The following is a 24,866-nucleotide window of genomic DNA, read 5'->3' on the forward strand; positions in this document are numbered from 1 at the left end:
AGTTAATGTAGAAGATAACGGCTTTGATGATTTAGAAGATGAAACCACGTGAGCAGAAGCTTGCGTGGTTTTTTAGCTAGCAATTAGGTTGATATTGACGATTTGTATACTTTTGTATACAATTGTATGCTGTAGAGAAGTTCTCGATAGTCTGCGGGTTGGATGTAGAGCGGTTGGTTGCCGACTGGGCATAGTAGTAGCAATCTAATGATCTGGGAGACTAACGATTCGGCAATAAAATCAAGAGTACACTGTGACATACAGATAGAACTAAACCTCAGTTGATTGTAATCTACAATAATATCAATGTATTACGTGACTCGAAAAACTTCTTCGCAATTGGGAATGATTTTCAGTTATAATGAGAAACGAATGATTTAACAGGAACGGAGTCGAAGAAATGCAGGCAATTAAACAATTAGGGCGCTATTTAGGACCCTATAAATTTTTTACATTGATTGCACCGCTGCTGATGGTGCTAGAGGTGACAATGGATTTACTTCAGCCTACAATTATGCAGCATATGATTGATACAGGCATTGCTAATAGCGATAATCCATATGTGCTGAAAATGTTTGTTTGGATGCTGATAAGTGCAGTGCTAGGACTTTTTGGAGGAATTGGTTGTTCATATTATAGTTCAAAGGCAGCGATTCATTTTGCTTCAGATGTTCGCCAGTCATTGTATGAGAAAATGATGACGTATTCAGCAAAGGAACGTGATAGCTTTACAACAGGAAAGCTAATTACTATATTAACGAGTGATGTGGAAAGTATTCAGCGTGCGTTTATGATGACATTGCGTATTTTTGTTCGTGGACCACTGCTATTTATCGGTGCGGTTATTATTGTCTTTGTAACTGCTCGCGAGCTATTTTCCATACTACTCATTATCGTACCAATTTTAATCATTGCCATGTACTTTTTCACGAAGTATTCAGGTGTGCTGTATCGTAAAGTACAAGAGGCGATTGATGGTGTGAATACAAAGTTACAGGAAAATTTAGCAGGAATTCGTGTTGTCAAAGCCTTTCGTCGTGAAACACAGCAAATTGAACAATTTAGTAAACATAATGATGCACTGACACAGCGTTTTATTACAGCCGAGCAAATTGTTGGCGTGCTTGTACCCTTTACTATGTTTGTGGTTAACCTTGGTATTGTCGCAGCACTTTGGCTTGGGGCAATTAAAGTGGAGGCAGGAACATTACAGGTAGGCGTGATACTAGCTTTTATCAATTATTTAACAATTATTTTGAATGGCTTGATGTCTTCGAGCATGGTGCTGATGCAAATTGCCCGTGCAATACCTTCTGGTGAACGCATCATGGACGTTTTAAATAAAGAAGTGACAGTGAAAGAAGCAACAAATGCGCTTGTTACTCCAATCCATGGTGCAATTGATTTTCAAAATGTCAGCTATCGTTATTATGATACAGCTGAGGATGTCCTCAAAAACATTACCTTTTCCGTGAAGCCAGGGCAAACAATTGGTCTCATCGGCAAAACAGGAAGTGGAAAATCCACGCTAGTAAAACTTTTACCACGCTTATTCGATCCTACTAGCGGTGAAATACGCTTGGATGGAAAGCCAATAAAGACGTATGCATTGTCAGCTTTACGTGAGCATATTGGCTTTACATCCCAAAAAGCATTACTGTTCTCAGGCAAGATTGAGAATAATATCCGTGTAGGAAAAGAAAATGCAACGACTGAAGAAATACAAAAAGCATTGAATGCAGCGTGCGCCACTGAATTTGTGGAACGACTTGATCAAGGCATCGCCCACGAACTGTCACAGGGAGCAAGGAATCTTTCTGGTGGACAAAAGCAACGACTAGCCTTAAGCCGTGCGCTTATCAGGCGGCCAGCAATTTTAGTGCTGGATGATACAACATCTGCATTGGATAGTGCCTCCGAAAAACATGTGCAACAAGCCATTCATGAACAATATCAAAATACCACAACATTTATCGTTGCCTCAAAAATCGCTTCGATTCAGCAGGCAGATGTCATACTTGTGCTAGAGGATGGAGAAATTGTAGGTCAAGGCACACATCAACAATTATTACAAAATAATAAAACCTATCAAGCAATCTATGCTTCACAGCAAAAGGCTGGTGAACAATCATGAATCAAAGTCAACCAAAGCAAATGAATTTTGGACGTGGTCCTCGTATGGGTGGCCCAGCTGAAAAGGCTAAAAATCAAAGGGTCACAATATACCGTGTATGGCAATATGTTAAGCTGCAAAAAATTGGACTGTATTTCTCTATATTTTTTGTTATCGCCGCTACATTTTTAAGCTTAGCAGGCCCATATATGATTGGACATATCGTTGATGATTATATTATGAAAAAGGACATTGCTGGAACGATTCGTCTAGGTGTTGTCCTAGCTGCCATTTTTACAATCGCCTCTATTTTTACATGGCTGCAAACATATGTCATGATTCATGTAGCAATGAAAACCATTCGCACACTAAGACTGGAATTATTTAAAAAACTTCAAACTCTCACACTGAGATTTTTTGATCAACGAGCACTTGGTGATTTAATGAGCCGTGTCACGAATGATATTGATAATTTAAATACGGCCCTTGCACAAAGTGTGACCCAAATTGTTTCATCCATTTTAACAGTGATTGGTGTTAGCATTGCGATGTTTTCACTCAGCTGGCAGTTAGCTATTGTCACATTAATTATTATTCCACTTATTGTTTTTACGACAAAGCAAATTGTAAAACGTAGCAGTAAAAACTATGCAGCACGTCAACGTGATTTAGGCAAGCTTAATGGCTATATTGAGGAAATGATTACAGGGGCGGAAGTTGTCACACTTTTTGGAAAGGAACAGCAAACAATTGACACATTCCATCAACAAAATGAAAGCTTACGCAAATCGGCACAGCGAGCAGAAATTACGTCAGGTCTACTTGGTCCAATCAATAACTTTATGAATAACCTAGGTCTAGCAGTTGTCATTGGTACAGGGGCATTTTTATCGGTGCAAGGAATTGTGTCAGTTGGCGTCATTGCAGCATTTGTCACGTATACACGTCAATTTTTCCGTCCGCTAAATCAGTTGTCCAACCTATTGAATACCTTTCAATCAGCAATTGCAGGAGCAGAGCGTGTTTTTGAAATTTTAGATGAACCATCAGAGATTGCGGATAAACCACAGGCTATTGATACCCCATCTTTAAAAGGAGAAGTGAAATTTCAACAAGTGTCCTTTAGCTATTTACCAGGAAAGCCAGTCCTGAAAAATATAAGCTTTCATGCTAAGGCTGGGGATACTATTGCGCTTGTTGGACCTACAGGATCTGGAAAAACAACGATTATCAATTTGCTTACACGTTTTTATGATGTGGATGGCGGTGAAATTTTGATTGATGGTCAAAACATCGAGAATTATAAAATGGCCACAATCCGTCAAAGAGTAGGAGTCGTTTTGCAGGATACGTATTTATTTTCTGGGACTATTCGGGAAAATATTCGTTTTGGTAAGCTAGATGCGACAGATGCAGAGGTAGAGGAAGCGGCGAAAATAGCCAATGCTCATAATTTTATAAAATATTTACCAGCTCAGTATGATACGCCAGTACATGCAGGAGGCGCAAATTTAAGTCAGGGACAACGTCAATTACTTGCTATTGCCCGGGCAATTTTGGAAAATGCAGATATTTTAATTTTGGATGAAGCGACATCCAGTGTAGATACGCAAACAGAGGTCGATATTCAAAAAGGCTTGCAGCATTTAATGCAGGGACGCACTAGCTTTGTAATTGCACATCGTTTAAAAACCATCGAGAGTGCCGATCAAATTCTCGTAATTCAGCAGGGGGAAATTGTCGAGCAGGGTAATCATCATCAGCTAATGCAATATCATGGTATTTATCATAATCTCCAACAAAAACTTTTACTTGAGCAAGTAGAGTAAACGTAATTTTATCTTGAGTCAGCAGATGTTTTTGTACCGAAAGCGAAACGTCAGGTACAGAATCTCACTATCTCTATAGATAGCAAAGATGAATGCGGTTTTTTCCTATTCAATGGGCATATAAACAGCCGCTGAATCAATATGTGGATAAATAGTTTTTTATTAGATTGATGTCATGCTATGATAAATGAAAATACTTTGATAGAAGGTGAGGTACCCACATGTACGAATTAAAAACGAAAGAAACCGATCAAAGTGTCATTGAATTTATTGAAAATGTTGATAATCCTAAAAAGCGAGAAGATGCTTATCGACTCTTAGATATTTTTACAGAGGTCACTGGTTATGAAGCAAAAATGTGGGGGCCAAGTATTATCGGGTTTGGCAAATATCATTATCAATATAAAACTGGCCATGAGGGTAATGCACCCTTAACTGGATTTTCTCCGCGAAAGGCTAAAATCAGTCTGTATTTTGCACCAGATGCTCCTGAGCGGGAAAAATTATTATTGGATTTTGGCAAACATACAACTGGAAAAGCCTGTGTTTATATTAATAAACTCACAGATATTGATGTAGAGATTTTAAAATTGCTTATCAAGCAAACTGTGAACTATACTCAATCCATCTATCCAGAACAATAAGTAGGAGCTGTCTAAAAAATTTTAGGCAGCTTTTTTGATTAAATTTCTACAAAAATTAATCAGAAATTTATTTTTACCGTATATCCTTTCAAGTAACAATTGAAAGGAGAATTATATGAAAAAAATCAAGAAAATTTTAGTGTATATAGGAGCGTTTCTTTTGCTTGGTATAGTCACTGTATGTATGTTTCATCAAATTCAGCTACATAGAGAAGCAGCTACTTTAAAAAATAAGGGAACATTAGTGGCGGTTGATCATCATAAAATCAATATCTATATTGAGGGGCACGGTAAGGAAACCTATGTCTTTATGGCTGGTTCTGGCATCGCAGCTCCCACTTATGAGATGAAAGGGCTTTATAGCAAATTCTCGCAGGAGCATAAAATTGCCGTTATAGAAAGAGCAGGCTATGGTTTTAGTGATATTACAGATGATAACCGAGACATTGATACTATATTAGAGCAAACGAGGACCGCTCTTCTACAAAGTGGTAATAAGCCTCCCTATGTACTAGTTCCACATTCAATTTCCGGTGTTGAGTCTATCTATTGGGCACAAAAATACCCTGAAGAAATCAAGGGAATCATTGCACTTGATATTGGTTTGCCAAGTCAATATGTGAAGCATAAAATGGGCGTAATCAATACTTGGATGGTGAGGGGAGTTAATCTATTAACAAAAATAGGCTTGCATCGTCTTACACCTTCGCAAGTTTATAACCCACAAGTAATGAAGCAAACTTTTTTAACAGGTGAAGAAAAAGCTATTTATAAGGCATTGTCCTATAAACAATTTTTTAATGATAATATGAAGAATGAGCTATTACAAGTCTACGAAAATAGTTTACAATCAGAAAAATTTCCAAAACCTCAACATACACCGATATTATTTATTGATGCGGTTGCAGAGGAAAATAAATATTCAAAACAAAAGCGCAAGGATTACAAAAATTTTGCTGAGCAATTAATCTTGGCGGATGTGAAAGAAGTGAGAGGTACTCATAGTATTTATTTATATAGACCCGATGAAATTTATCAACTTGCAATGGCATTCATGAAAGAAAAAGTAGACAGCAAAGAAAGGTCGATAAAATGAAAGGTTTTACGATTTTAATCGTAGAGGATGATCAAATGATTGGTCATTTACTGCAAAAAATAATCCAACGAGAAGGCTATGATGTAGTGTGGAAAACAAACGGTAAAGATATTAAGAGTATTATCCATCAAATTGATTTAGTGATTATGGATATTATGCTACCAGGAGAAGATGGCTATCAGCTAACATCGTTTATTAAAGGCTTAGGCTTGCCTATTCCTATTATCTTTCTGTCAGCTCGAAATGACATTGAAAGTAAGCTAGAGGGATTAACGGTTGGAGAGGATTATATGACAAAGCCTTTTGAACCGAGAGAGCTTCTCTTACGAATGCAAAAAATGCTCAAGCTGCATTATGGACCATTAACCCAAATCCAGCATCTCTTGATAAACACAGAGCAGCGTAAGGTATTTAAGCATAATGTTCAGGAGGAGATTGTTTTGACTGCTATTGAGCGTAAAATCTTCTTTTATTTATTTGATAATCGAGATAGAGTGTTAACCAAGGATCATTTTTTTGACTATCTATGGCCACTGGAGGATAGAAATCATAATATCATCAATGTCCATATAAAAAAAATTAGAACAAAAATGGATGATCCTGCAGGTACTATTCTGCAAAATATTTACGGGGAAGGGTATCGTTTAAATACCTATATACGACAATGACATTAAAAACAAAATATCGCTTTCTATTATTTGCTGCTATTATCAGTGTTCCAATTGTATTATTAGGAATAAGTGTGTTGATGTCCATTATCTATGAGTTCGCCTTTAAAACAAAAAATCAGGACACTCCATTTCATGAATCCTTTGCATACCCAATGATGTTAGGTGTGTTCTTTTTTTCATTATGTGTGCTGGCCTTTTTATTTTCGAAATCAATTAATTCATTGCTTACGAAAATTAATATGCTTCATCAAGCAATTCGTGACTTAGCAAATGATGAAAGAACACCTCATACATTAGAAGTAGGCAGTGAGGATGAAATAGGACAGCTTATCCAATCGGTCAATATTTTAATTGAACGAACAACCTATCGAGAACTAGAATTAGAGCAACAACAGAGGTTGCAGAAGGAGCTTCTTCAAAAGCTAAGACACGATATCAATACACCACTCACAGCGATTCGATTACAATTATTTTATTTAGAAGAAACCCTTAAGGACCAACCAGATATGGTAGAGTCATTAAATGAGCAGATTCACTATATTGCGAGCTTAACCAATGAATTATCGTTACAATCCATTGATAAAGTGGAAAGCTCCTATATTATAAAAGAGGAAGTGAGTTTGCCAAAATTATTGGAGACAATGATAAACAAATGGCGTTATTTATTTAGCATTCAATCTATCGAAATAAGCTTTCATCAAGATTTATCAGAATTATTATGGATGAGTAATGAATTATGGCTACAGCGTTTATTTGATAATGTGTTTCAAAATACTTTAAAGCATTCCAAAGCCACAAAGTTTATGGTTGTGATTGAAAATGGAATGGTTAAGATGATGGATAATGGTATTGGCTTTGAAAAAAACCACGAACATTTTGGATTAGGATTACAGATTATTGAGGATATTGCAAGGGTTCTTCAGCTACAATATACTTTGGAGTCAAACAAAGAAGGCACTTCATTTTGTTTTGTTTAAATAATGGAATAGTAAAATGCTAAAGGGGAAAGAGGAAACAATAAAAATAATCTCAAAATCGATAATGATTTATTGTAAAACGATAAAAGTGGTGCTACAATCAAACTTACAATAAATCCGTGATGAGGTGTATTTTTTGAAACGTGAAACACTCTTTTTAAAGATTGCTGTTTTTCTAATGGGATTGCCGGTTCTTTCCTTATGTATATTTGTGGTGCCTAGAGTTGCTATGAAAGCAGCACAGCATTTTCCAAAAGCAACTTTATTCGCTGTCATTGCTGTCTATGCAACGGCCATTGCTTATTTTGTTGCCCTGTATATGACTATCAAACTTTTAAGCTATATTGATCAAAATATTGCTTTTTCAGAACGATCAGTCAAAGCTTTAATAAATATCAAATACTGTGCAATCATTATTAGTAGTCTATACTTGGTAGGCATGCCAATGATATACTATGTTGCGGAAGTAGATGATGCTCCTGGGCTTATTATCATCGGTATGGTCATTATTTTTGCTTCCTTTATCGTGGCGGTCTTTGCTGCTGTGCTTCAAAAGCTCTTGAAAAATGCCATCGATATCAAATCTGAAAATGATTTAACGGTTTGAGGTGACGATTATGGCGATGATAATTAATATTGATGTAATGCTAGCTAAACGGAAAATGAGCGTAACAGAGCTTTCAGAAAAGGTTGGCATCACGATGGCGAATTTATCTATCTTGAAAAATGGTAAAGCAAAGGCGATTCGATTTTCAACTTTAGAGGCGATTTGTGAGGCTTTGGAATGTCAGCCAGGTGATATTTTAGAATACAGACGTAATGAAGATATTCAAGAATAATTACCTAAGAAGAGCTTGGTCAAAAACCAAGCTCTTTAGTGTGTGATTCAATTAGCTATGCATGTGGCTTTCGTTGCTGCATTAAAAAGATAGCTAGTCCAATGAGTATCACTACAATCCCTATAGCCTGCTGGAGAGAGATCATTTCATCTAAAATAAAATAGGCGAGGATACATGTGCCAATCGTTTCTCCTAAAATACTCATGGAGATGATTGTTGTGTTCAGCCATTTCAACAGCCAATTAAAGATCGTCTGACCTAAAATTGTTGCGATAAAAGCCAGCCCCAAAAGTGCCCACCATGTATCGGCTGAATAAGGGAAAAAAGGTTCCTGCATGATGAGTGCATAAACAGCCAAAAATATAGAACTACTACCATAGCCTACAATAGAATAAGGAACAAGTGATAAATCCTTCCTCACCGATTGTCCGATAAAAAAGTAAGCGGTAATAATGCCCGCTGCGATAAAGGCCAAAATATCACCGTAAAGTGCCTTACCACTAATTTGGAAATCCTGCCAACCAATAATGAAGCAACCAATAATCGCTACAAAGCATCCAACAACGGCACCTTTTGAGAAGCGCTCTTTAAATAAAAAATAGCCGCCAACTAAGGAAAATAAAGGCTGTAGTGTTACAATGACTGTCGAACTAGCTACAGATGTGTATTCTAATGAGGCAAACCATAGTACATAATGACATGCTAAAAATAAACCAGAAGTAATGCCAAGTCCCCATTGCTTTTTAGTCAGGGTGACAAGTTCATGACGTAAACGCTTATTAAATATTAAAAAGGGTGCTAGCATAAGCATAGCAAAAAATAGCCGATAAAATGCAGTAATGGCTGGTGGTGCATCAGCTAGTTTGACAAAAATAGCTGAGGTAGATAACGCAAACACTGCAAAGAATAAAGCGATGTAGGAAGATAATAAAGATCTCATGGTGTGTACTCCTATGTAGTAATTGTTATGCCAAATTCATTATAGTGTATGGTAAGCAAATAACCTAGCATTTTTAGAATAGAATGGCATCATCAGTACAAATAAAAGTTTAGAATACTTATATACTAATGGTGCCATGTCATTAAGATAATAAAACAATTGCAAGAGCATAGCATGAGTTATGCCCTTGCAATTTTCAACTAACTTCAAGTAATGACTCAATAATCTTTTTTAATTGAAAAATGGGTGAGTACTGTTGATTATTTTTTTTATAAATAAAAACAGTTTCAATAACTTTATTTAGCTTTTTTAAATCGTAAAAGTGAATGTTTGAATAATTATAAAGATGAATTAATTTTGTATTTAATACAGCGATTGTATTGTCTATTTGTAGAAAATCGAGAATACTGCTGACCGATTTAATTTCTTTGATTGTAAAAGGAATTTGCTCGTTTTTTAGCCATTCCACCATTGCATGTGAATACATACAGCCTTTACTAAGCACAAGCAATGTAACAGGTGTACGTTGCTGAAAATCAATCAGCTGCTTATTATTTGAAATCACTTCAAATGTTTCCGTCGCAATCAGGTCATAGTTTAAGTTCGGATAATGTTTAATTGGATTACTCGTTAGTGCACAATCCATCTCAGTATTGTGTACTTTTTGATTTAAAGATGTACTGGATTCAACTGTAAAATCTACATCAATCAAACTATTATTGGTCTGGAGAGCGCTCATAATGGGTGCACCATAAATTTTGATCGTAGTATGAGAAGTGCCGAAGTGGATGGTTGTATGAGTTGATCCAATAGCTTGTAAAAACTCCTCATATTCTTGTGCAACCAGCTTTAAAAAATGTAAATATTGATTTCCCACATCGGTAATTTTTAAGCCTTGCGTTGTTCGTTTAAAAACCTCTTGCCCAATTTCCGCCTCCATTTTCTTCACTTTTGATGTTAATGCTGATTGTGTGTAATTCGTCATTTCAGCGGATTTACTTAAATTCTGCCTTTCCAATAGCTCAATTTTTAAGGCGATTTCTTCTATATTCATGTCTGTTGTCACACACCTATTAAATATTTTGATAGCCCTATCATTTTCCTCTATTTTACGCACGTAAGTGACGAGCGTAAACTCTAGGTAAATAAAATTATACTGCACAAATAAAACAGTGTAATGCTTTTGGAGGGTTTTATGAATACTTATTATAAATGGGTTATCTTACTAGTGGCTACACTTTCTCAAACAGCGGCAACATTTGTCACATATGGCATGGGACCAATTGCTACGTTTTATCAAATTGAATGGAATTTATCATCTTTTGAAACAGGGCTGATTGTTTCAGCCGTTAATATAGGTCCCATTTTCTCAATGCTTGTTTTTGGCTATATCATGGATAAAAAGGGAGAAAAGCATATAATTGGTTGGGGCTCTATTTTATTAGGGCTATCAGCATTGCTACTTGTCTCCGTCAACAATTATACGACATTATTACTTGTATTAGTAGTTGTTGGAATCTGGTATGGCAGTGCACAAACTGGAGGTAGTACAGCCATTGTAAAATGGTTTCCAGACAAGCATCGAGGGCTGGCGATTGGAATTCGTCAAACAGGCATTCCAATCGGTGGTGCCTTAGCATCGGCATTTCTAACATATATGTACAATCATTTTTCTCTATCCTCGGTTCACATTATGCAAGGCATTGTGGCAATAGCCGGTGGTCTATTATTTTTACTGATATATCAAGAACCTAAAAATCGTATAGAAATGGCAAGCTCGTCTTATACGTTTAGTGATAAGATCAAGGCCATAAAAAATAATAAAGACTTATATCCGATTTATATAGTAGGAATCGTAATGATGACCTTACAAATGGTTCTTATCGCCCATTTCATGGGATATTTACATAAGGAAGGGCATTATTCATTAACAGAGGCAGGTATATACTTAAGCCTTGTTTTGCTTGGTGGGATGGTAGGGAGAGTAGGACTTGCGTGGATTAGTGACCAATTTGCACAAAAGCGTGAACAATTATTAATTTTAGTGATGCTGAGCACGGTGATATTTACCATAAGTTTACCACTGGCTCTTCCTTTAAAGAACTTAATGATTATTTATAGTTTTTTATTCGGATTTATAGCACTAGGCTGGTATTCTTTGTTCATCACATGTGTGACAGAGAAATCCAATCCACATTATGTTGGCTTAACTGTGAGTGCAGCTTTAACCATCAATCAATTATTTATTGTGATTGCACCATCCTTATACGGCTTTTTGGTCACTATTTTATCTAGTTATCAGTTAGCAATGGACAGTATAGCAGTAATCGTTGCTCTCGGTGCATTGAATTTATATAGGTTTACCAAAAAAACTTGTGATTAATCGGGATAACTTTTAGGTGTTATCCATTCCATTAATGGGATAAAATAGTGGGAAAAAGAATGTGCTGTAAATGGAGGCGTCATGAAATGAAAGAAAATAGTTCGATTTGGATTGATGCAAGTATTGATAAGGTATGGCAAGCTATTACTGAAGAAGAGCAGTTGTCACAATGGTATGCTCCAGACTCTACATGGGAGATTTCATCATTGGCGGCCGGTGAAAAAATAATCTTCACATTAATGCCAAATACTCATAATGGACTAACTGAAAAATTACCGGTGATATTAACGATTGAAAATGTATTACAGAATCAGGAATTTTCGTTTTATTTAGATATAAAAGAAACCTTGATTGCTATTTTATTAGAGGAAGCACAAAATGGTACTACTGTTGCGTTTAATATGAGTGGCTATGAGGCATCACTCGCCAACTTAAAAGCTTTAGTGGAAGGAAATTAAATAATAGACTTTTAAAGTTTCATGAAACTTTTTCGTTAGTCGAGGGTCTAACTATAAATGCTTCTCAAGAAAGTTGAGCGAGGGAGGATGATAAAGGTGATAAAAGAGCAAAAAGATGCTCATCTATCTCGTGCTATGACAACTTATGGCGATTATTTATTGCGCATATGTTATACATATGTGAAAAATTGGACCGTGGCGGAGGACTTAGTTCAAGATACATTCGTTAAATATTACGAAAGAATGGAGCAATTTCGAGAGGAAGCCTCTGTTAAAACCTATTTATATCGTATAGCCATTAATAATTGTCATAGTTATCTTTCAAGCTGGCGCTATAAAAAAATTCAAGTTATTGATTTTTGGGGCAAATTCATAAGCCTTTCCGATAATCCAGAGAGGGAAGTACTTGAAAATGAAGCAGAGGCAATGCTTGTTGCATCCATCGAGCAACTGCCTATTAAATATAAAGATGTACTACTATTATTTCATTTTGCTGAGTTTTCGTTAAAGGAAATTGCGAATCTGTTAAAGCTACCTGAAAATACCGTTAAGACAAGATTAAGGCGAGCGCGTCAAATGGTAGGAATCACGCTTATGGAGGAGGGATTTGAATATGGATCAGATTCGTAGTGCCATGAACAATTTGTATAAGGATGCTACATTTTCTCAGGAGCAACAGCTGAAAACCTTTCAAAAAATCAATGAAAAAACAACTAGAAAGTCGTTTATGCCTGTTATTCTTACAATCTTCATTACAGGATGTCTGTTGTTCGGCTTGAAGACAATGCTTGAACAACATGATAATGTTATACAGTCCGCATCAGCGGTTATTTATCCAGAAAAGTCTGGTGTGGTGAAAGATTATACTGCATTACAACGACCATGGATGGTAGTCGGATTATTTTCGAGCTTCATATTATCCATCCTTGCTTTATTGGCAATCATGAAAAAATGGTATTGGCGATTACTACTATTTATCATTATCATTATTGCCATTTTGGGAAATATGTCTGAACGAATTGGTGATCGTGTTTACGTACAAAATGAAGCGGAAATTCAACAGGCAATTCACTGGGGTCCATTCCAACCCAATACCATGACAATGCATGACACATTAACGATACCCCCTTATAGAATAGGCTACTTTTCAAGGGATAATATAAAGGGTATTTCAATCTTCAAGCATGATGGGAAAGGGTATGCATTAGAATTTAATATACAAAGTGAATTAGATTATATGAATATCATTTATTTTCGAGAAAACCATTTTATTGTTTTACCTTTATTGGCAAATCATCATATCGAAAAATTAGTAATAAACACTGGATCAAAGCGTATGGAGATAGCCATTGATTCAAATGGTGCACAATTAGTGCCAGTGGAATTGGAGGCAACCGTAACTCCTTCACAGCTAATAATTGATGCTTATGATCATGATGGAAATAAATTTTCTCCCTACAAATCTTTAGATATTTTCTCATATTGAATGAGTCTTTACTACGTCTCAGGTCTTAGACGAATTTAAAGCGGAGGGTCGTTTTTATTATTTTGTATTCCTATATAATGAATTTATTGGTAAATTATATAGTGGGAGGAAATAAAATTGAAAAAAATAATTGGAATTGGTGTAATGATGGGTGCTTCGTTATTGCTTTTATCGGGATGCTACTCAGTTTTCCCAGAAAAGACCAGAGATGATACGATTCTTGTAGAGAAGGATAAAGCAAAAAAGTTAGAGGTTGATATCAATCTTGGTGTAGGAGAATTGATTGTTAAAAAAGGCGCCAAGGATTGGGTTGAAGGTACCGCTCAATATAATATTAAAAAATTGGCGCCACAGGTACATTATGATCTACAAGGTAAAACAGGAACTGTAGAGATTGAACATAAAGGCTCAACGAACATTCGTCTTGGAAAAATGAAAAATACATGGGATATTGAACTAAATGAGGATATTCCAATAGATCTCTCTATTGAAACAGGTGCTTCAACAGCAGAGCTTGATTTACGAGGCCTACAGCTTGAAAATTTAGATATAGAAACAGGCGTTGGTGAATTACTGGTAGATTTAAGTGGCGATTGGAAGAAAAGCTTCGAAACGAACATTGAAACAGGCGTTGGTGCAGCTACTGTCATTTTACCATCAACGGTTGGGGTAAAACTAACAACAGAAGAAGGGATAGGTTCTTCAAGCATAGAAGGCTTAATTTCAAAAGGCAAAGGTGTTTATGTGAATGAAGCTTATGAAAATGCTGATGTTGTATTAGAAGTCAACTCGGAAATCGGTGTTGGCGATATAACCTTTAAATTGGATAAATAGAAGTTTAGTAGGCTACTTTAGATGAAGTAGTCTACTTTTTTTGCTGAAAAGAGATGGATAGAAGCATCAAAGTGACGGATAGAAGAACCATACTGATCGATAGAAAAGGCAAATAGACGGAAAGAAAAAAAGAAATCGATGAAAGTGAAACCTTTTGCGTTAGTGAATGACTCTAAGTATTGAAAGGAGGGAAGCAGCATGGAACATGATATTGCTATCGTCAAACAGGCTATTGCAGGGAATAAGGAAGCGTTTGAGCAGCTACTCATTTTAGAGGAAGAAAAGCTATTTTATACCGCGCTTTCTTATGTTGGCCAAAAAGAAGATGCACTGGATGCGATTCAAGAGGCAGCCTGTAAAGCCTATATAAGTGTTCACCAACTAAAGCAACCGGAATTTTTCTCCACATGGTTATTTCGCATTTTAATCCATGAATGCTACCGCTTACTAAAAAAAGGGCAAAAAATGATTCCTTACGAAGAAAGTGAATTATTAAATCGTTTACAACATGAAGAAAATGTCATTGTGAATCCAATCGACTTACCGGAAGCCATAAAGCAATTAAATCATTCTCAGCAAATGGCCATTATTTTATTTTATTATCATGATTTGCCGATGAAAGAAATTTCAGAAGTAATGGAAAAGCCTGTTAGCACGATTAAAACATATTTACATCGTGGAAAAAAACAATTAAAGCGAGAATTAGAAAGGAGTGCAACGTTCAATGAAAAAGTCATTTAATGAAAATGGAAATCTTCCAGCATTCCCAAGAGATGAGGTACGTGCAGCAATTACAAAGGGCATACAACAAGCAGAGGAGCAAACAAATATGAGACAAACACCTTTACAAATTAATAGAAAAAGTAAACGTAAACCATTACTATATGTAGCAAGTGCCGCAGCTGCGTTTAGTATTATGGTTGGTTCCGCTGCATATGTATCACCAACATTCGCAAATACATTATCAAAGCTACCGATTGTTGGGTCTGTATTCAGTGACTCGGGTGTACTTGGGCTAAAGCAAGCAAGTGAACTAGGGCTAACAAGCACTATTGGAGAAAAGCATACAATTAATGGTATTTCTGTGACGGTAGATGAAGTACTCTATGATGAATCACGGATAACAGTTGGAATGACAATTGAATCTGAACAAGAATTGAACGAACTCTATTTCGGAGCAGGAATGGATTTTACGATTAATGGAGAACAACCAATTATAGGTGGCGGAAGCTATTCTGAGAAAATTATAAGCCCTACAACTAGAACAGCAATTAGTACCTTTGATGTTAAACAAATTGACAACATGCCTGATTCCTTTGAAATGGGTCTTACGTTAGAAGGAGAAAAAGGTGAGAAATGGAAGTTTACAACACCAATTAAAAAGATAACTGACATAGTATATGTTCCTGTAAATCATCAGGAGATAGTAGATAACATTCAACTGGAGGTATCCAAAATGTCAATAAGTCCTACAGGTATTGCACTGGACTATCAAGCTATTGAAAAGGGAACAATAGATAACCCGCAAGTGAGCTCAGCATTTATGGAATTCCATATTACAGATGAAAATGGTAAGGAGGTCACTTCATACTCGGGAGCTGGAAAAGGGCAATTCGAAGATGATAAATGGAAATTTAGTAGCACGAAGAATTTTGATCCAATTTCAATAGACGTTCAAAAATTAATCGTTACGCCATATTTAAGTCTTCCCACAGGCGGAGGTGGTGTGCAAATGAATGAAGATGGTACAGAAACAGAAATTCCATTTGATGGGTCATCGCTAAAAGAAGTGAAATTCCAGTCGTTTACAATAGAAGTACCTTCACAATAAAATAATCACAGTAGCGCCCATAGATTCTTTGTATGTGGCGCTTATTTTATGTTAGCTTTAAGGAAGCATTGGTTTTGAAGGAGCGAAAGTATTGAAAATTTATACATATAAGCAGCCAGCAGCAATTGAATCAACAGAAAAAATAGCTATATTTAATGATGCAGGGGAAGTATCCTCTACGGTTCAACGTATTTATACGAATGGATTGAAAAAAGCGTTTGACCGTACAATGGACTATCGCTATTTTGTACGCTTTGATGTCAGTGATGTCGCTGATCAGCCTCTTTTCACATGCAAAAAGGTGTCCCGTCGTGGGCGCGTGCATTTTCAAGGAAAGGATTTTGTCACAGGCAAAGAATATATGATTGCCTATGATGGCTGGCAAATCATGCTTCCTGATTTGATCATTACAGATGGCGGCGCCAAAAAAATAAAACTGAACAAGGAAATGGAGGATTGGTCAGTATTTTCTCTTGAAGATCAACTCATTGCGCGCTGGCAGGCAGTTTTTCAGGAAACGCATTTTGATATAATGCTTCAAATTGAAGACGCTAGTCCGATTCAGCATGAAGCCTTTTTTATAGCGATTGGACAGGCTGTGTTGTTTGTAGGAGCGTAAATGTGGTAGATATCGATAAAATGAAAAGTTGGGCGATAAATCTAAATTATAGGGTGATAAACTTTAAAATGGTCGTGATAAATGAAGCAGACCCTTCAATCAGTTGAGGGTCTGCTTTCATTTTACATTTCTATCATTTCATTTGCTAATTTTCTGCGACTAATCCAGTAACCTTGTAAAGTGAACACAACAAATGTTGCACCTAAAAAGACGAGACTCGTCATACCTAAAGTAAAGAAATCATAATAGATTGTTGAGCCCTCATCAATAAAGCCCAGCAATCTTGTCAACACTAAGCCAATAATGGTGCCAACTGCCAGTCCATACAATACAAATGACAGCACTTGTGTCAAAATCAGCTTTATTAGTCCATTTGGAGAAAGACCAATAAGTCGCTGAATGGCATAATCACTACGTTTGGCATAAATGGTATGCAGCAATGTCTGTAATACACCAAGACAAGTAGCAGCAATTAAAATCACAAAGACACCAACAAATAGACTCCAGCGCTGGAAGGTCATTTCTTCATTCTGTAGAATAATTGACTCTTTATCCGTTAATTTCAATGCCGGCCATCGTTCTTGTAAATAGGCAAGGTCAGCTAGAGCCTGTTCAGTATTATCAGCTTCTACCATAATAGTTGTCACTATGGGTTTATCAATCTCTATCAAAGTAGATGACCAGTCCATCACTAAATTTACATGCTGAATGGGTGAATCAATAATACCGATAATCTGCAATTGACCAGAAGTGATATATTGCTGCAGTGTATAATCAAATTTACCAATTGTTAAACTGTCACCTACAGATAGATGGTGCTTTTTAGCAAATTTCTCAGCTATTAAGACCCCATCTTTGTAATTACCGTTAATTTTATTAAGCTTCCCCAATTGAGTATATTTTTCGAAATCCACGGTTGTATAGTTTTCTGGTATCCATTCATTCTCGAGCTGCAATGCAATAAAAGGATTATCACTCTTAGCATAGGCATAGGTCACGCTCGGCAATGATTCAATTTCTTTAACCAAATCAGATTTAAAGGTTGGATCATATAATTCATTATCAATTTTAATGGAAGCTTCATATTGAGAATTAATATATTGATAGGAAGTTTGTTGAACAGATTTAAATAATGAGCTACCAAATACCAAAATAACCATTAATCCAATAATACTTAGAACAATTGGCATATTTTTACGCACTTGTGGCATAAGCTGCTGACAAGCTAAATAAGCTTCTTTGCCAAAAACTGCCCGTATAGGCTTTAATGAAATATTTAATAATACTGTAAACAGGTATGGCATGATAAACAGCAATATCCCACAAAGTAGTAGTGTCGCTATTAAAAATAATAAGGCACTTTTACCGCTATCTGTATCTGTAAATTGTGCATTTAAAAATAAAAATAGGGATATAACTATAACGCCACTCACGACGATTGTTTTCCATTTTGTCCAGCGCAGACTTAATGTTTCGTTCTCTGTTGCAATTTGTAAAGGCAATAGACTTGCACTTTTTCTAACCTGCCACTGAGTTATGAATTGTAGAATTAAAAAACTCGACACGGCTATGATGAGTACAAAAATAATTGGTAGATCTGTTCGTGCGCTTGGTAATTTCATTAAGATAATCAATTGTGGTAACCAACTTTTAATAACGAGCAAGCTGACAGTAGTGCCGAGCAACACACCAAAAATGACAATGGAAGATAGCTGCAATTGTACAATAGTTCGTACTTGTTTTGTGGAGGCACCGAGTGCTCTTAATACCATTAACTGTTCTTTAATTTTGTAAAATAACAGCTGGAACGTTGACAGCAATAGGACACTTGAAATAAGTAAGATAAAGAATGACAGGACAATCATAAAAATCATTAAAGCCTGGAAATTTTTCTTAAATTCATTATATTCACTCATAATATCAACACGTAAAGTTTCATCAAGCAGCTTTAATTCCATACCTACAGAGGTTGCCATATTATTTTCTGTTTTAAATAAGGCAAACTGACCAGCGGTTTGTTCGTCACTATAATTCATCCATGTTTTTAGGACTTCATTTTGCAGAAGAATCATATTAGGGCTATCTGTACCTTTCAAAGCTGGAAGAATTTCTTGTATCGTAAAGTTGACTATGTCTGCTTCAATTTCATCTCCAATTGTTTTATTGAAAGTAATGTTTAGCGTATCGCCAACCTCTTTCTTAAAGAGGCGTGCCACATTTTCAGTAATGACAACATCTTTTGGACCAAGATTAACAGTAAAATGATAGCGGCTTTTTACTAATACATCATTTTCAACGCCAACCGTATAAAAACTTGTGCTTTTTTCATTTTCAATGATTGTATGAGCTAGAGATACACTTGACACTTTTGTCACACCATAGATTTCTTCGAAACTTTCAATTTGGCTCTTTGTTAATAGCTTATTTTGCTCAGGATTATAACCCACCATCAAATCCATTTCACCTAACAGTGCTTGAATTTCTTCCTTCATTTGTGTGTTTGCATTCCATATATAAACACTCATTGTCATCACAAGACAAATAGAAATCGTGATAATACTAATACTCGTTAATACATTTGACCAAGCTGCACGAAATAGCTTCACGGCAATGCTACGCATCGTAAACATTAAAGATCACCTCTAGTAATGAGCTTGAACTTCGCTAAAATACAATCCAAATCCTCTGCCGTTTGCTGATTCTGATAGGAATCCACAATGGCCCCATCATGGAAGAATAATACACGATTCGCGTAGGTTGCGACATAAGGATCATGTGTGACGAGTAATATCGTTTGATTCATATTTTTTTGCAAATCTACTAAAAGCTCTAAAATTTCATCCGTCGTATTCACGTCCAGTGCACCAGTCGGCTCATCTGCCAGCAGAATTGGAGGATTTGCTATAACGGCACGAGCTATAGCGACTCGTTGCTTTTGCCCCCCTGACAGCTCACTTGGTCGATGCTTTGCCCATGCGGCAATATTAAGCTTTTCCATCATGTGCTGTACGCGCACTTTTATGTCTTTACTTGGCAGGTCATTGAGGATAAGTGGAAGTGCGATATTATCTTCAACTGATAAATCTTTTAACAGATGGAAGGATTGAAAAATAAAACCGATATTTTCTTTGCGAAATTTCGATGCATTTGGCTCCTGATAAATATCATGTGCTTCCTTGCCAAATAAAAATAGCGCACCTTCAGTTGGCTCATCGATGGCGCTAATCATGTTCAGTAATGTACTTTTACCAGAACCACTTGTCCCCATAATAGCCACCATTTCGCCTTGATAGATGGTACAATGGATATTTTTCAATGCTTGTACTGTATGATGCTTTTGTCGAAAGACTTTGGACATCCCTTCAACACGTAACACTTCTTTTAATCGTCCCTCAGGTATTGGAATCGTATTAATGACCTCTTTCAACGGATTGCACCCATTCATCTATATATGCCCCCTTTAATTGTTGTCGTAAAGCCTGTAAGCCGCGTCGTATATTTGTTTTTACAGTGCCTTCTGGGTATTGTAAAATTGTAGCAATATCTTTTACTGAGTAGTCCTGATAAAAACGAAGTAGCAGAACGGTTTTATATTTTTCCTCAAGCTTACAGAGAGAATGCCAAAGATCCAGCTCCTCCTCAATATATGTAGGTGTTGTACTAGTAAAATCCTCTAAAGTATGTGGTTCGACAAGTTGTATCGAATTTTTCTTTGCTATATAGGTTTTACAAACATTAATAATAATGCGCGTTAGCCAGGTTGAAAAATAGTGTGGCTCCTTTAACTGAGACAGTCCCTCATAGGCACGAATGATTGTTTGCTGGAAAACCTCTACGGCGTCATTTTCATTTTGTACATAGACATAAGCCATGCGATAAAGTTTATGCTGCTCCTGTTCAATCAACTGATAAAATGCTTGCTCATCTCCGTTTTGAGCTAACTCTACTAGTGAAACGCGCTGTGTAGTAATGAAAATCGCCTCCTTCCACCCATTAGACTTCGCGAACGCCCATTTCGATTCAAGTTTTTTAAAAAATAGTAAATTTGAGGTTCATCACCACAAGATGTGGTTGACATTTTTAATCGTAATAGTAGTTGACTGGAGCGGAAGTCAACCACAAGTTATGGTGAAGAGCCAAATTTGATAATACCGTCCAGTTTATGGTGATAAATCAATTTACTGCTATAATGTTAATAGTAGTATAAATCGATTTGAAAATGGAGGATAGTCTTGACGATGATGAAAAAATTAATATTAGCGTCTACATAAAAAACGATCCATAAAAAGTGAATGAACAAATTAAAAGAGTTAATATGATTAGCGATTGTAGGTTGTTAGTTTTAAAGAAGACGAGAAAAATAACTATCTTGAGTCAATGATAGATTCACAATAGAAGATATAGAATACAAGGACAGCAGATTGATTCTTTCGAAAAAGGGACAGCCTATCATTTTACGGTAGTGCCCCAAAGAAAAATAATGGAGGAAGTCTTGTAATAGATACTCAGCTTCTTCAAGCAATGACTACACTTGTAAAGGACCATATATCTAAATAGGGCTGATCATTAAGGAGGGGTAAGGCATGAAGAAAAAGCCTATTTATGTGGAGGTGGATATACTTGCACCTATTGAGGAGGCATGGACCTACACACAAAATCCGAAGCTTCATGAGCAGTGGGATCTACGTTTTACCTCCATTACCTACATTGAAAAAAAATCTGTGGAAGAGCCTCAGCGATTTACCTATGAAACAAAGGTAATATCAGGTGTAGTGGTGCGTGGCTGGGGTGAAAGTAAGGGAGAGCATCAGAAAAAGGATGGTACTAAAACATCCTCATTGCATTTTGGGACACCACAAAAAATTTCTCCTATTGCGGAGGGAAGAGGCTATTGGCAGTATATCCCTCATAAAAAGGGGCTGACATTTTTAACACAGTATGATTATGATGTTCGCTATGGAAAATTAGGAAAGTTATTGGACGTTATGTTTCGTCCAATTATGGGCTGGGCAACAGCGTTGAGCTTCGATGTTTTAAAGAGATGGCTTGAAAAGGGAGAAAACCCTGCCTCCCAGTATAGACGATTCTTTTTAACAACCTTAATAAGCGTCCTCTTTTGCTTTGTATGGTTATATCACGGGCTTGTTCCCAAAATCATTGTGCAGCATCCCACAGAGGTCATGCTGATGGAGAAAATACTAGAAAGAGATTTACATCAACTGAGTGAGCCTGAGATGGGGCTGAGCGAAATTGAGTTGGAGCCAAGTGAAATTGGTGTGAGGCAGAGCGAAACTGATGTGGGGCCGAGCAAAATTGGGGTAGAGCTGAGCGGAAGTAGGGTGGAGCTGAGCGAAACTGAGTTAGAGCCGAGCGAATCCGAGAACAAGCTGAGCGAAACAAATGCTGAATCAAGCAAAATCGAGATGAATTTGAGTAAAATAACAGTAAAGCCAAACGAAGAAGCTGTTTCTTCGAGTAATGCTAACCAAATTGTCATTGGGATTGGCATAGCAGAGGTTTTGTTCGGGCTTTGCTGGCTATTACCACGAGGAAAGCGCTTATTGTTTGTAGCGCAAATTATTCTGTTTCCACTTTTAACAATAGGGGCTGTATTTACAGATATGACGATAGCTGCTGCACCATTTAATCCAGTGACTTTTAATCTAGCGTTATGGGTATTGTCCATAGTCGGTTTAATAATTAGTAAAGATATGCCAAGTGCCAGAAGCTGCATACGGAAAAGAGGGGAGTCAATATGACCATTTATCGAACCATATTAGGTGAGGATTTTACAAAACTGCATCCAAAACTTCAAGAGCGTTATGCATTGCCAGTAGATCAACCATTTTATGCGACAGGGGTTATGCATAAAATTGAATCTGGAGCAAAGTGGCTACGTCCCTTTTATTCCGTGGCGACTGTAACAAAATTCCTGTTCCCTGAGTCAGGTGAGAATATCCCGTTTACAATTTGTAATACTTGTCGAACGCTACCAAGTGGTGAGCTGGAAGTTGAATGGGAACGCGCCTTCCACTTTCCAAAGAGAACAAGATATTTTAATGCAAGAATGACAGTGGATTTAGTTAATAAAATAGTAAAGGATTATTTAGGTGCACCAGCTCTTTTTTATTCTGATTTGCACTTTTCTGTGACGCGTGAAGGTCGATTGGTCATTCGTTCAGGTCTTCAACGTCTGGTTTTGTCCAAATTAGAGTGTGTGCTTCCAAAATTTTTGGAGGGGCATGTTGTGGTGGAGGAAGGTTTTGATGACAAAAGAAATGTGTTTACGATTCATGTGTCCATCCATAATCCGTTGATAGGGAGGCTGATGATGTATGCTGGCGAATTTACGCAACAATCTGGCTAATCCTATTATAATACTAGGTTTTATGCTGTCGGCTATTTGTTTTTGCTTTAGCGAGCAGCCTAACTTTATGTTGTTACTTACCATTGCACAGCTAATTTTTATACCTGCAATGATAAAAATGGTGGTGAACATTTCTAGAGGCGGCGATGTAATCATTGCCGCAATGATGGTTGCAGTTACGATGCTTCACTGGTGGACGGAAGGGTGGCTAGCCATTGTTCTAGCTCTTATCTATGTTTTCTATACAGTGTTTATAGCACTCCAAGGGGTAAATCGGTTTTTACAACGTGGCTTTACAAATTTAGCGGAAATTTCGATTGATCTTGGACTTATGTACTTATTTATAGGGGGACTTTGGTTTTTTGCTTTTATTGCAAAAATCGATACAGGCTTTTCCCCATTAATTACATGGTTAACAGCCATCCATTTTCATTACTCAGCCTGCCTGTTAGCCATTTCAATTGGTCTTTTTGGACGTATTCATCAAAGCAGATTATTCAATTGGATTTTTGTCGTTATATGGAGTGGACCGTTTCTTGTTGCTCTAGGCATTACGTTCTCTACAATACTAGAGGTTTTTTCTGTGGGATTATACATCATTGCTATTTACAGCTTATTTATACTTGTGCTAAAAACTAAGCTTACTGCAATACAAGGATTACTATTACGTGTCTCCTATGGTTCTTTATGTATCACAATTTTATGGTCAATCATGTATGCATTAGGTAATTTGCTTGGATATTTTTCTGTTGGGATACCAGAAATGCTAAAATTTCATGGTGTTATCAATGGTGTTTTCTTTGGAGCGGTAGGTGTGTTAGCGTGGGCTGCCGCTGTTCCTAAAACCAGTCATCAACCTGTACAATTTCCAGTTAGTCAAATTCGCGGGAAACTACGTGAGCAAAATGATCCTCATCCAGGATTAGTTGATGTACTTCATGATTTTGTTGATACTACAGCATTACCTCCTGCAATCCCGCATTTTTATGAGCAAACAGAACAGTATCGTTTAAAGGCATCTGTCAAATGGAAAGCCTGGTTTAAACCATTTGCTTTGATTTATCAAGGCTTTAGTCGCTATATACAACAGCTAAATTTACCCTTATCTAGCCAGCAAATAGAGATGACAGGGAGGATTGTAAAAGTAGACGAACAGCAAGATGGGCGTTCTGCCCCACGTGCCTGGATTCGTGCAATCGATAAACAAACAACCTTTGTAGCCATTTATTCAAAGCATACTACAAACCAAACAACCTATATGAATATTGCACTGCCATTACCATTTTCAACGATGATAGGGGTATTGTATTTATATGAGGAGAATGGGCGTTTACACTTAACTAGTGCTCATAATGGGAATGCAGGCATTTATTTAGCCATCCATCAATTTTTATTTCAATTGCCCTTACAGGAACATTTTGTGATAACTGCAAAAGATGAAATACTAACAGCTGTTCATAAAATGCGCTTTTTTGGATTACCCTTTTTACAAATTGATTATCAAATCGAGAAAAAATAACAGGAGCAGCCAATTTTTATTTTATTAAAAGTCACTAGCGTCGCATTAAAATAATTCAACGTATTTCAAAAAACTGAATTTTCCGCAATATTATCCATGCATAAAAAAAGCCTTTATAATGGTTTGGCGGTATTAACCATCCAAATCCAAAATAAAGGACATAAGCATGGATAAGTTTACACGAAAAACATCATTTGAACAATGGTTTTCACCTATTTCTTCTACACAAATGGAAAAATTAGTTGAAAATCATCAATTAA

General features: G+C 36.6%; 24 protein-coding genes. 19 read left to right on the plus strand and 5 right to left on the minus strand.

From position 1 onward, the window contains the following. The first annotated feature begins 400 nt into the window (after positions 1-400). The 8 genes from AC3WOM_RS09415 (at position 401) to AC3WOM_RS09450 (ending at position 8,169) form a co-directional block, all read left to right on the plus strand. Positions 401-2,134: an ABC transporter ATP-binding protein gene (locus AC3WOM_RS09415; protein ID WP_492446398.1), complete on the plus strand. Its 1,734-nt coding sequence runs from the start codon at positions 401-403 to the stop codon at positions 2,132-2,134. After that, entirely contained in the window at positions 2,131-3,942 is a 1,812-nt protein-coding gene (locus AC3WOM_RS09420; RefSeq protein WP_492446400.1) for an ABC transporter ATP-binding protein, read from the plus strand. Before AC3WOM_RS09415 ends, AC3WOM_RS09420 begins: the two co-directional genes overlap by 4 nt. A 221-nt stretch (positions 3,943-4,163) precedes the next feature. Continuing rightward, positions 4,164-4,586, plus strand: coding sequence for a DUF1801 domain-containing protein (locus AC3WOM_RS09425; RefSeq protein ID WP_427538241.1), 423 nt, complete (start codon positions 4,164-4,166; stop codon positions 4,584-4,586). 115 nt (positions 4,587-4,701) lie between these two features. Beyond that, positions 4,702-5,682, plus strand: a complete 981-nt coding sequence (locus tag AC3WOM_RS09430) for an alpha/beta fold hydrolase (RefSeq protein ID WP_492446402.1) — start codon at positions 4,702-4,704, stop codon at positions 5,680-5,682. After that, a complete protein-coding gene (locus tag AC3WOM_RS09435; RefSeq protein WP_492446404.1) occupies positions 5,679-6,350 on the plus strand; it encodes a response regulator transcription factor in 672 nt (223 codons plus the stop codon). Before AC3WOM_RS09430 ends, AC3WOM_RS09435 begins: the two co-directional genes overlap by 4 nt. Next, positions 6,347-7,330: a sensor histidine kinase gene (locus AC3WOM_RS09440; protein WP_492446406.1), complete on the plus strand. Its 984-nt coding sequence runs from the start codon at positions 6,347-6,349 to the stop codon at positions 7,328-7,330. The genes AC3WOM_RS09435 and AC3WOM_RS09440 overlap by 4 nt, the downstream gene beginning before the upstream one ends. Positions 7,331-7,508: 178 nt before the next feature. Beyond that, the gene (locus AC3WOM_RS09445) at positions 7,509-7,937 is read left to right on the plus strand and encodes a DUF2975 domain-containing protein (protein ID WP_427538405.1); all 429 of its coding nucleotides are present in this window, start codon (positions 7,509-7,511) and stop codon (positions 7,935-7,937) included. A 10-nt stretch (positions 7,938-7,947) separates the two neighbouring features. Continuing rightward, positions 7,948-8,169 carry a helix-turn-helix domain-containing protein gene (locus tag AC3WOM_RS09450; protein ID WP_427538253.1) on the plus strand — a complete coding sequence of 74 codons (222 nt, stop codon included), beginning with the start codon at positions 7,948-7,950 and terminating at the stop codon, positions 8,167-8,169. A gap of 55 nt (positions 8,170-8,224) precedes the next feature. Here the strand turns inward: AC3WOM_RS09450 and AC3WOM_RS09455 are convergent, their stop codons facing one another. Then, positions 8,225-9,109 (minus strand): DMT family transporter, encoded by an 885-nt coding sequence (locus AC3WOM_RS09455; protein WP_492446408.1) that lies wholly within the window; start codon positions 9,107-9,109, stop codon positions 8,225-8,227. A gap of 196 nt (positions 9,110-9,305) precedes the next feature. After that, the gene (locus tag AC3WOM_RS09460; protein ID WP_492446409.1) at positions 9,306-10,163 is read right to left on the minus strand and encodes a LysR family transcriptional regulator; all 858 of its coding nucleotides are present in this window, start codon (positions 10,161-10,163) and stop codon (positions 9,306-9,308) included. Positions 10,164-10,304: 141 nt separating this feature from the next. On the opposite strand from AC3WOM_RS09460, the gene AC3WOM_RS09465 reads away from it, so the two are divergent. The 8 genes from AC3WOM_RS09465 to AC3WOM_RS09500 all read left to right on the plus strand — a co-directional run bounded on the left by AC3WOM_RS09465 (position 10,305) and on the right by AC3WOM_RS09500 (position 16,720). Next, entirely contained in the window at positions 10,305-11,492 is a 1,188-nt protein-coding gene (locus tag AC3WOM_RS09465; RefSeq protein ID WP_492446410.1) for an MFS transporter, read from the plus strand. 86 nt (positions 11,493-11,578) lie between these two features. Further along, positions 11,579-11,950, plus strand: coding sequence for an SRPBCC family protein (locus AC3WOM_RS09470; RefSeq protein ID WP_492446411.1), 372 nt, complete (start codon positions 11,579-11,581; stop codon positions 11,948-11,950). A gap of 96 nt (positions 11,951-12,046) precedes the next feature. After that, complete coding sequence (locus AC3WOM_RS09475; RefSeq protein WP_492446413.1) at positions 12,047-12,580, plus strand: sigma-70 family RNA polymerase sigma factor; 534 nt, start codon at positions 12,047-12,049, stop codon at positions 12,578-12,580. Beyond that, positions 12,564-13,436: a hypothetical protein gene (locus tag AC3WOM_RS09480; RefSeq protein ID WP_492446414.1), complete on the plus strand. Its 873-nt coding sequence runs from the start codon at positions 12,564-12,566 to the stop codon at positions 13,434-13,436. Before AC3WOM_RS09475 ends, AC3WOM_RS09480 begins: the two co-directional genes overlap by 17 nt. Before the next feature lie 117 nt (positions 13,437-13,553). Continuing rightward, positions 13,554-14,270, plus strand: coding sequence for a toast rack family protein (locus AC3WOM_RS09485; protein ID WP_492446417.1), 717 nt, complete (start codon positions 13,554-13,556; stop codon positions 14,268-14,270). Positions 14,271-14,468: 198 nt separating this feature from the next. Beyond that, a complete protein-coding gene (locus AC3WOM_RS09490; protein ID WP_492446419.1) occupies positions 14,469-15,011 on the plus strand; it encodes a sigma-70 family RNA polymerase sigma factor in 543 nt (180 codons plus the stop codon). Next, entirely contained in the window at positions 14,995-16,101 is a 1,107-nt protein-coding gene (locus AC3WOM_RS09495) for a DUF4179 domain-containing protein (protein WP_427538279.1), read from the plus strand. The genes AC3WOM_RS09490 and AC3WOM_RS09495 overlap by 17 nt, the downstream gene beginning before the upstream one ends. Positions 16,102-16,192: 91 nt before the next feature. Continuing rightward, positions 16,193-16,720 (plus strand): tubby C-terminal domain-like protein, encoded by a 528-nt coding sequence (locus tag AC3WOM_RS09500; protein WP_492446421.1) that lies wholly within the window; start codon positions 16,193-16,195, stop codon positions 16,718-16,720. A gap of 122 nt (positions 16,721-16,842) precedes the next feature. On the opposite strand, the gene AC3WOM_RS09505 is transcribed toward AC3WOM_RS09500, so the two are convergent. From AC3WOM_RS09505 to AC3WOM_RS09515, 3 genes are read right to left on the minus strand one after another with little or no spacing between them, the layout of a single operon-like run. Continuing rightward, positions 16,843-19,350 (minus strand): ABC transporter permease, encoded by a 2,508-nt coding sequence (locus AC3WOM_RS09505; protein ID WP_492446422.1) that lies wholly within the window; start codon positions 19,348-19,350, stop codon positions 16,843-16,845. After that, positions 19,350-20,078: an ABC transporter ATP-binding protein gene (locus tag AC3WOM_RS09510; protein WP_492446437.1), complete on the minus strand. Its 729-nt coding sequence runs from the start codon at positions 20,076-20,078 to the stop codon at positions 19,350-19,352. Before AC3WOM_RS09510 ends, AC3WOM_RS09505 begins: the two co-directional genes overlap by 1 nt. A 52-nt stretch (positions 20,079-20,130) precedes the next feature. After that, positions 20,131-20,625, minus strand: a complete 495-nt coding sequence (locus AC3WOM_RS09515) for a sigma-70 family RNA polymerase sigma factor (protein ID WP_492446424.1) — start codon at positions 20,623-20,625, stop codon at positions 20,131-20,133. Positions 20,626-21,303: 678 nt separating this feature from the next. Between AC3WOM_RS09515 and AC3WOM_RS09520 the strand changes: the two genes are divergently transcribed. The 3 genes from AC3WOM_RS09520 to AC3WOM_RS09530 are packed head-to-tail and all read left to right on the plus strand — an operon-like array spanning position 21,304 to position 24,606. Beyond that, on the plus strand, positions 21,304-22,479 hold the full coding sequence (locus AC3WOM_RS09520) for a DoxX-like family protein (RefSeq protein ID WP_492446426.1): 1,176 nt from the start codon (positions 21,304-21,306) through the stop codon (positions 22,477-22,479). After that, a complete protein-coding gene (locus AC3WOM_RS09525) occupies positions 22,476-23,087 on the plus strand; it encodes a DUF4166 domain-containing protein (protein ID WP_492446428.1) in 612 nt (203 codons plus the stop codon). Before AC3WOM_RS09520 ends, AC3WOM_RS09525 begins: the two co-directional genes overlap by 4 nt. Continuing rightward, positions 23,056-24,606, plus strand: coding sequence for a YndJ family protein (locus tag AC3WOM_RS09530; RefSeq protein WP_492446430.1), 1,551 nt, complete (start codon positions 23,056-23,058; stop codon positions 24,604-24,606). Before AC3WOM_RS09525 ends, AC3WOM_RS09530 begins: the two co-directional genes overlap by 32 nt. Positions 24,607-24,866: the final 260 nt, after the last annotated feature.

This window comes from Lysinibacillus sp. FW301-JW8 (assembly GCF_058788755.1).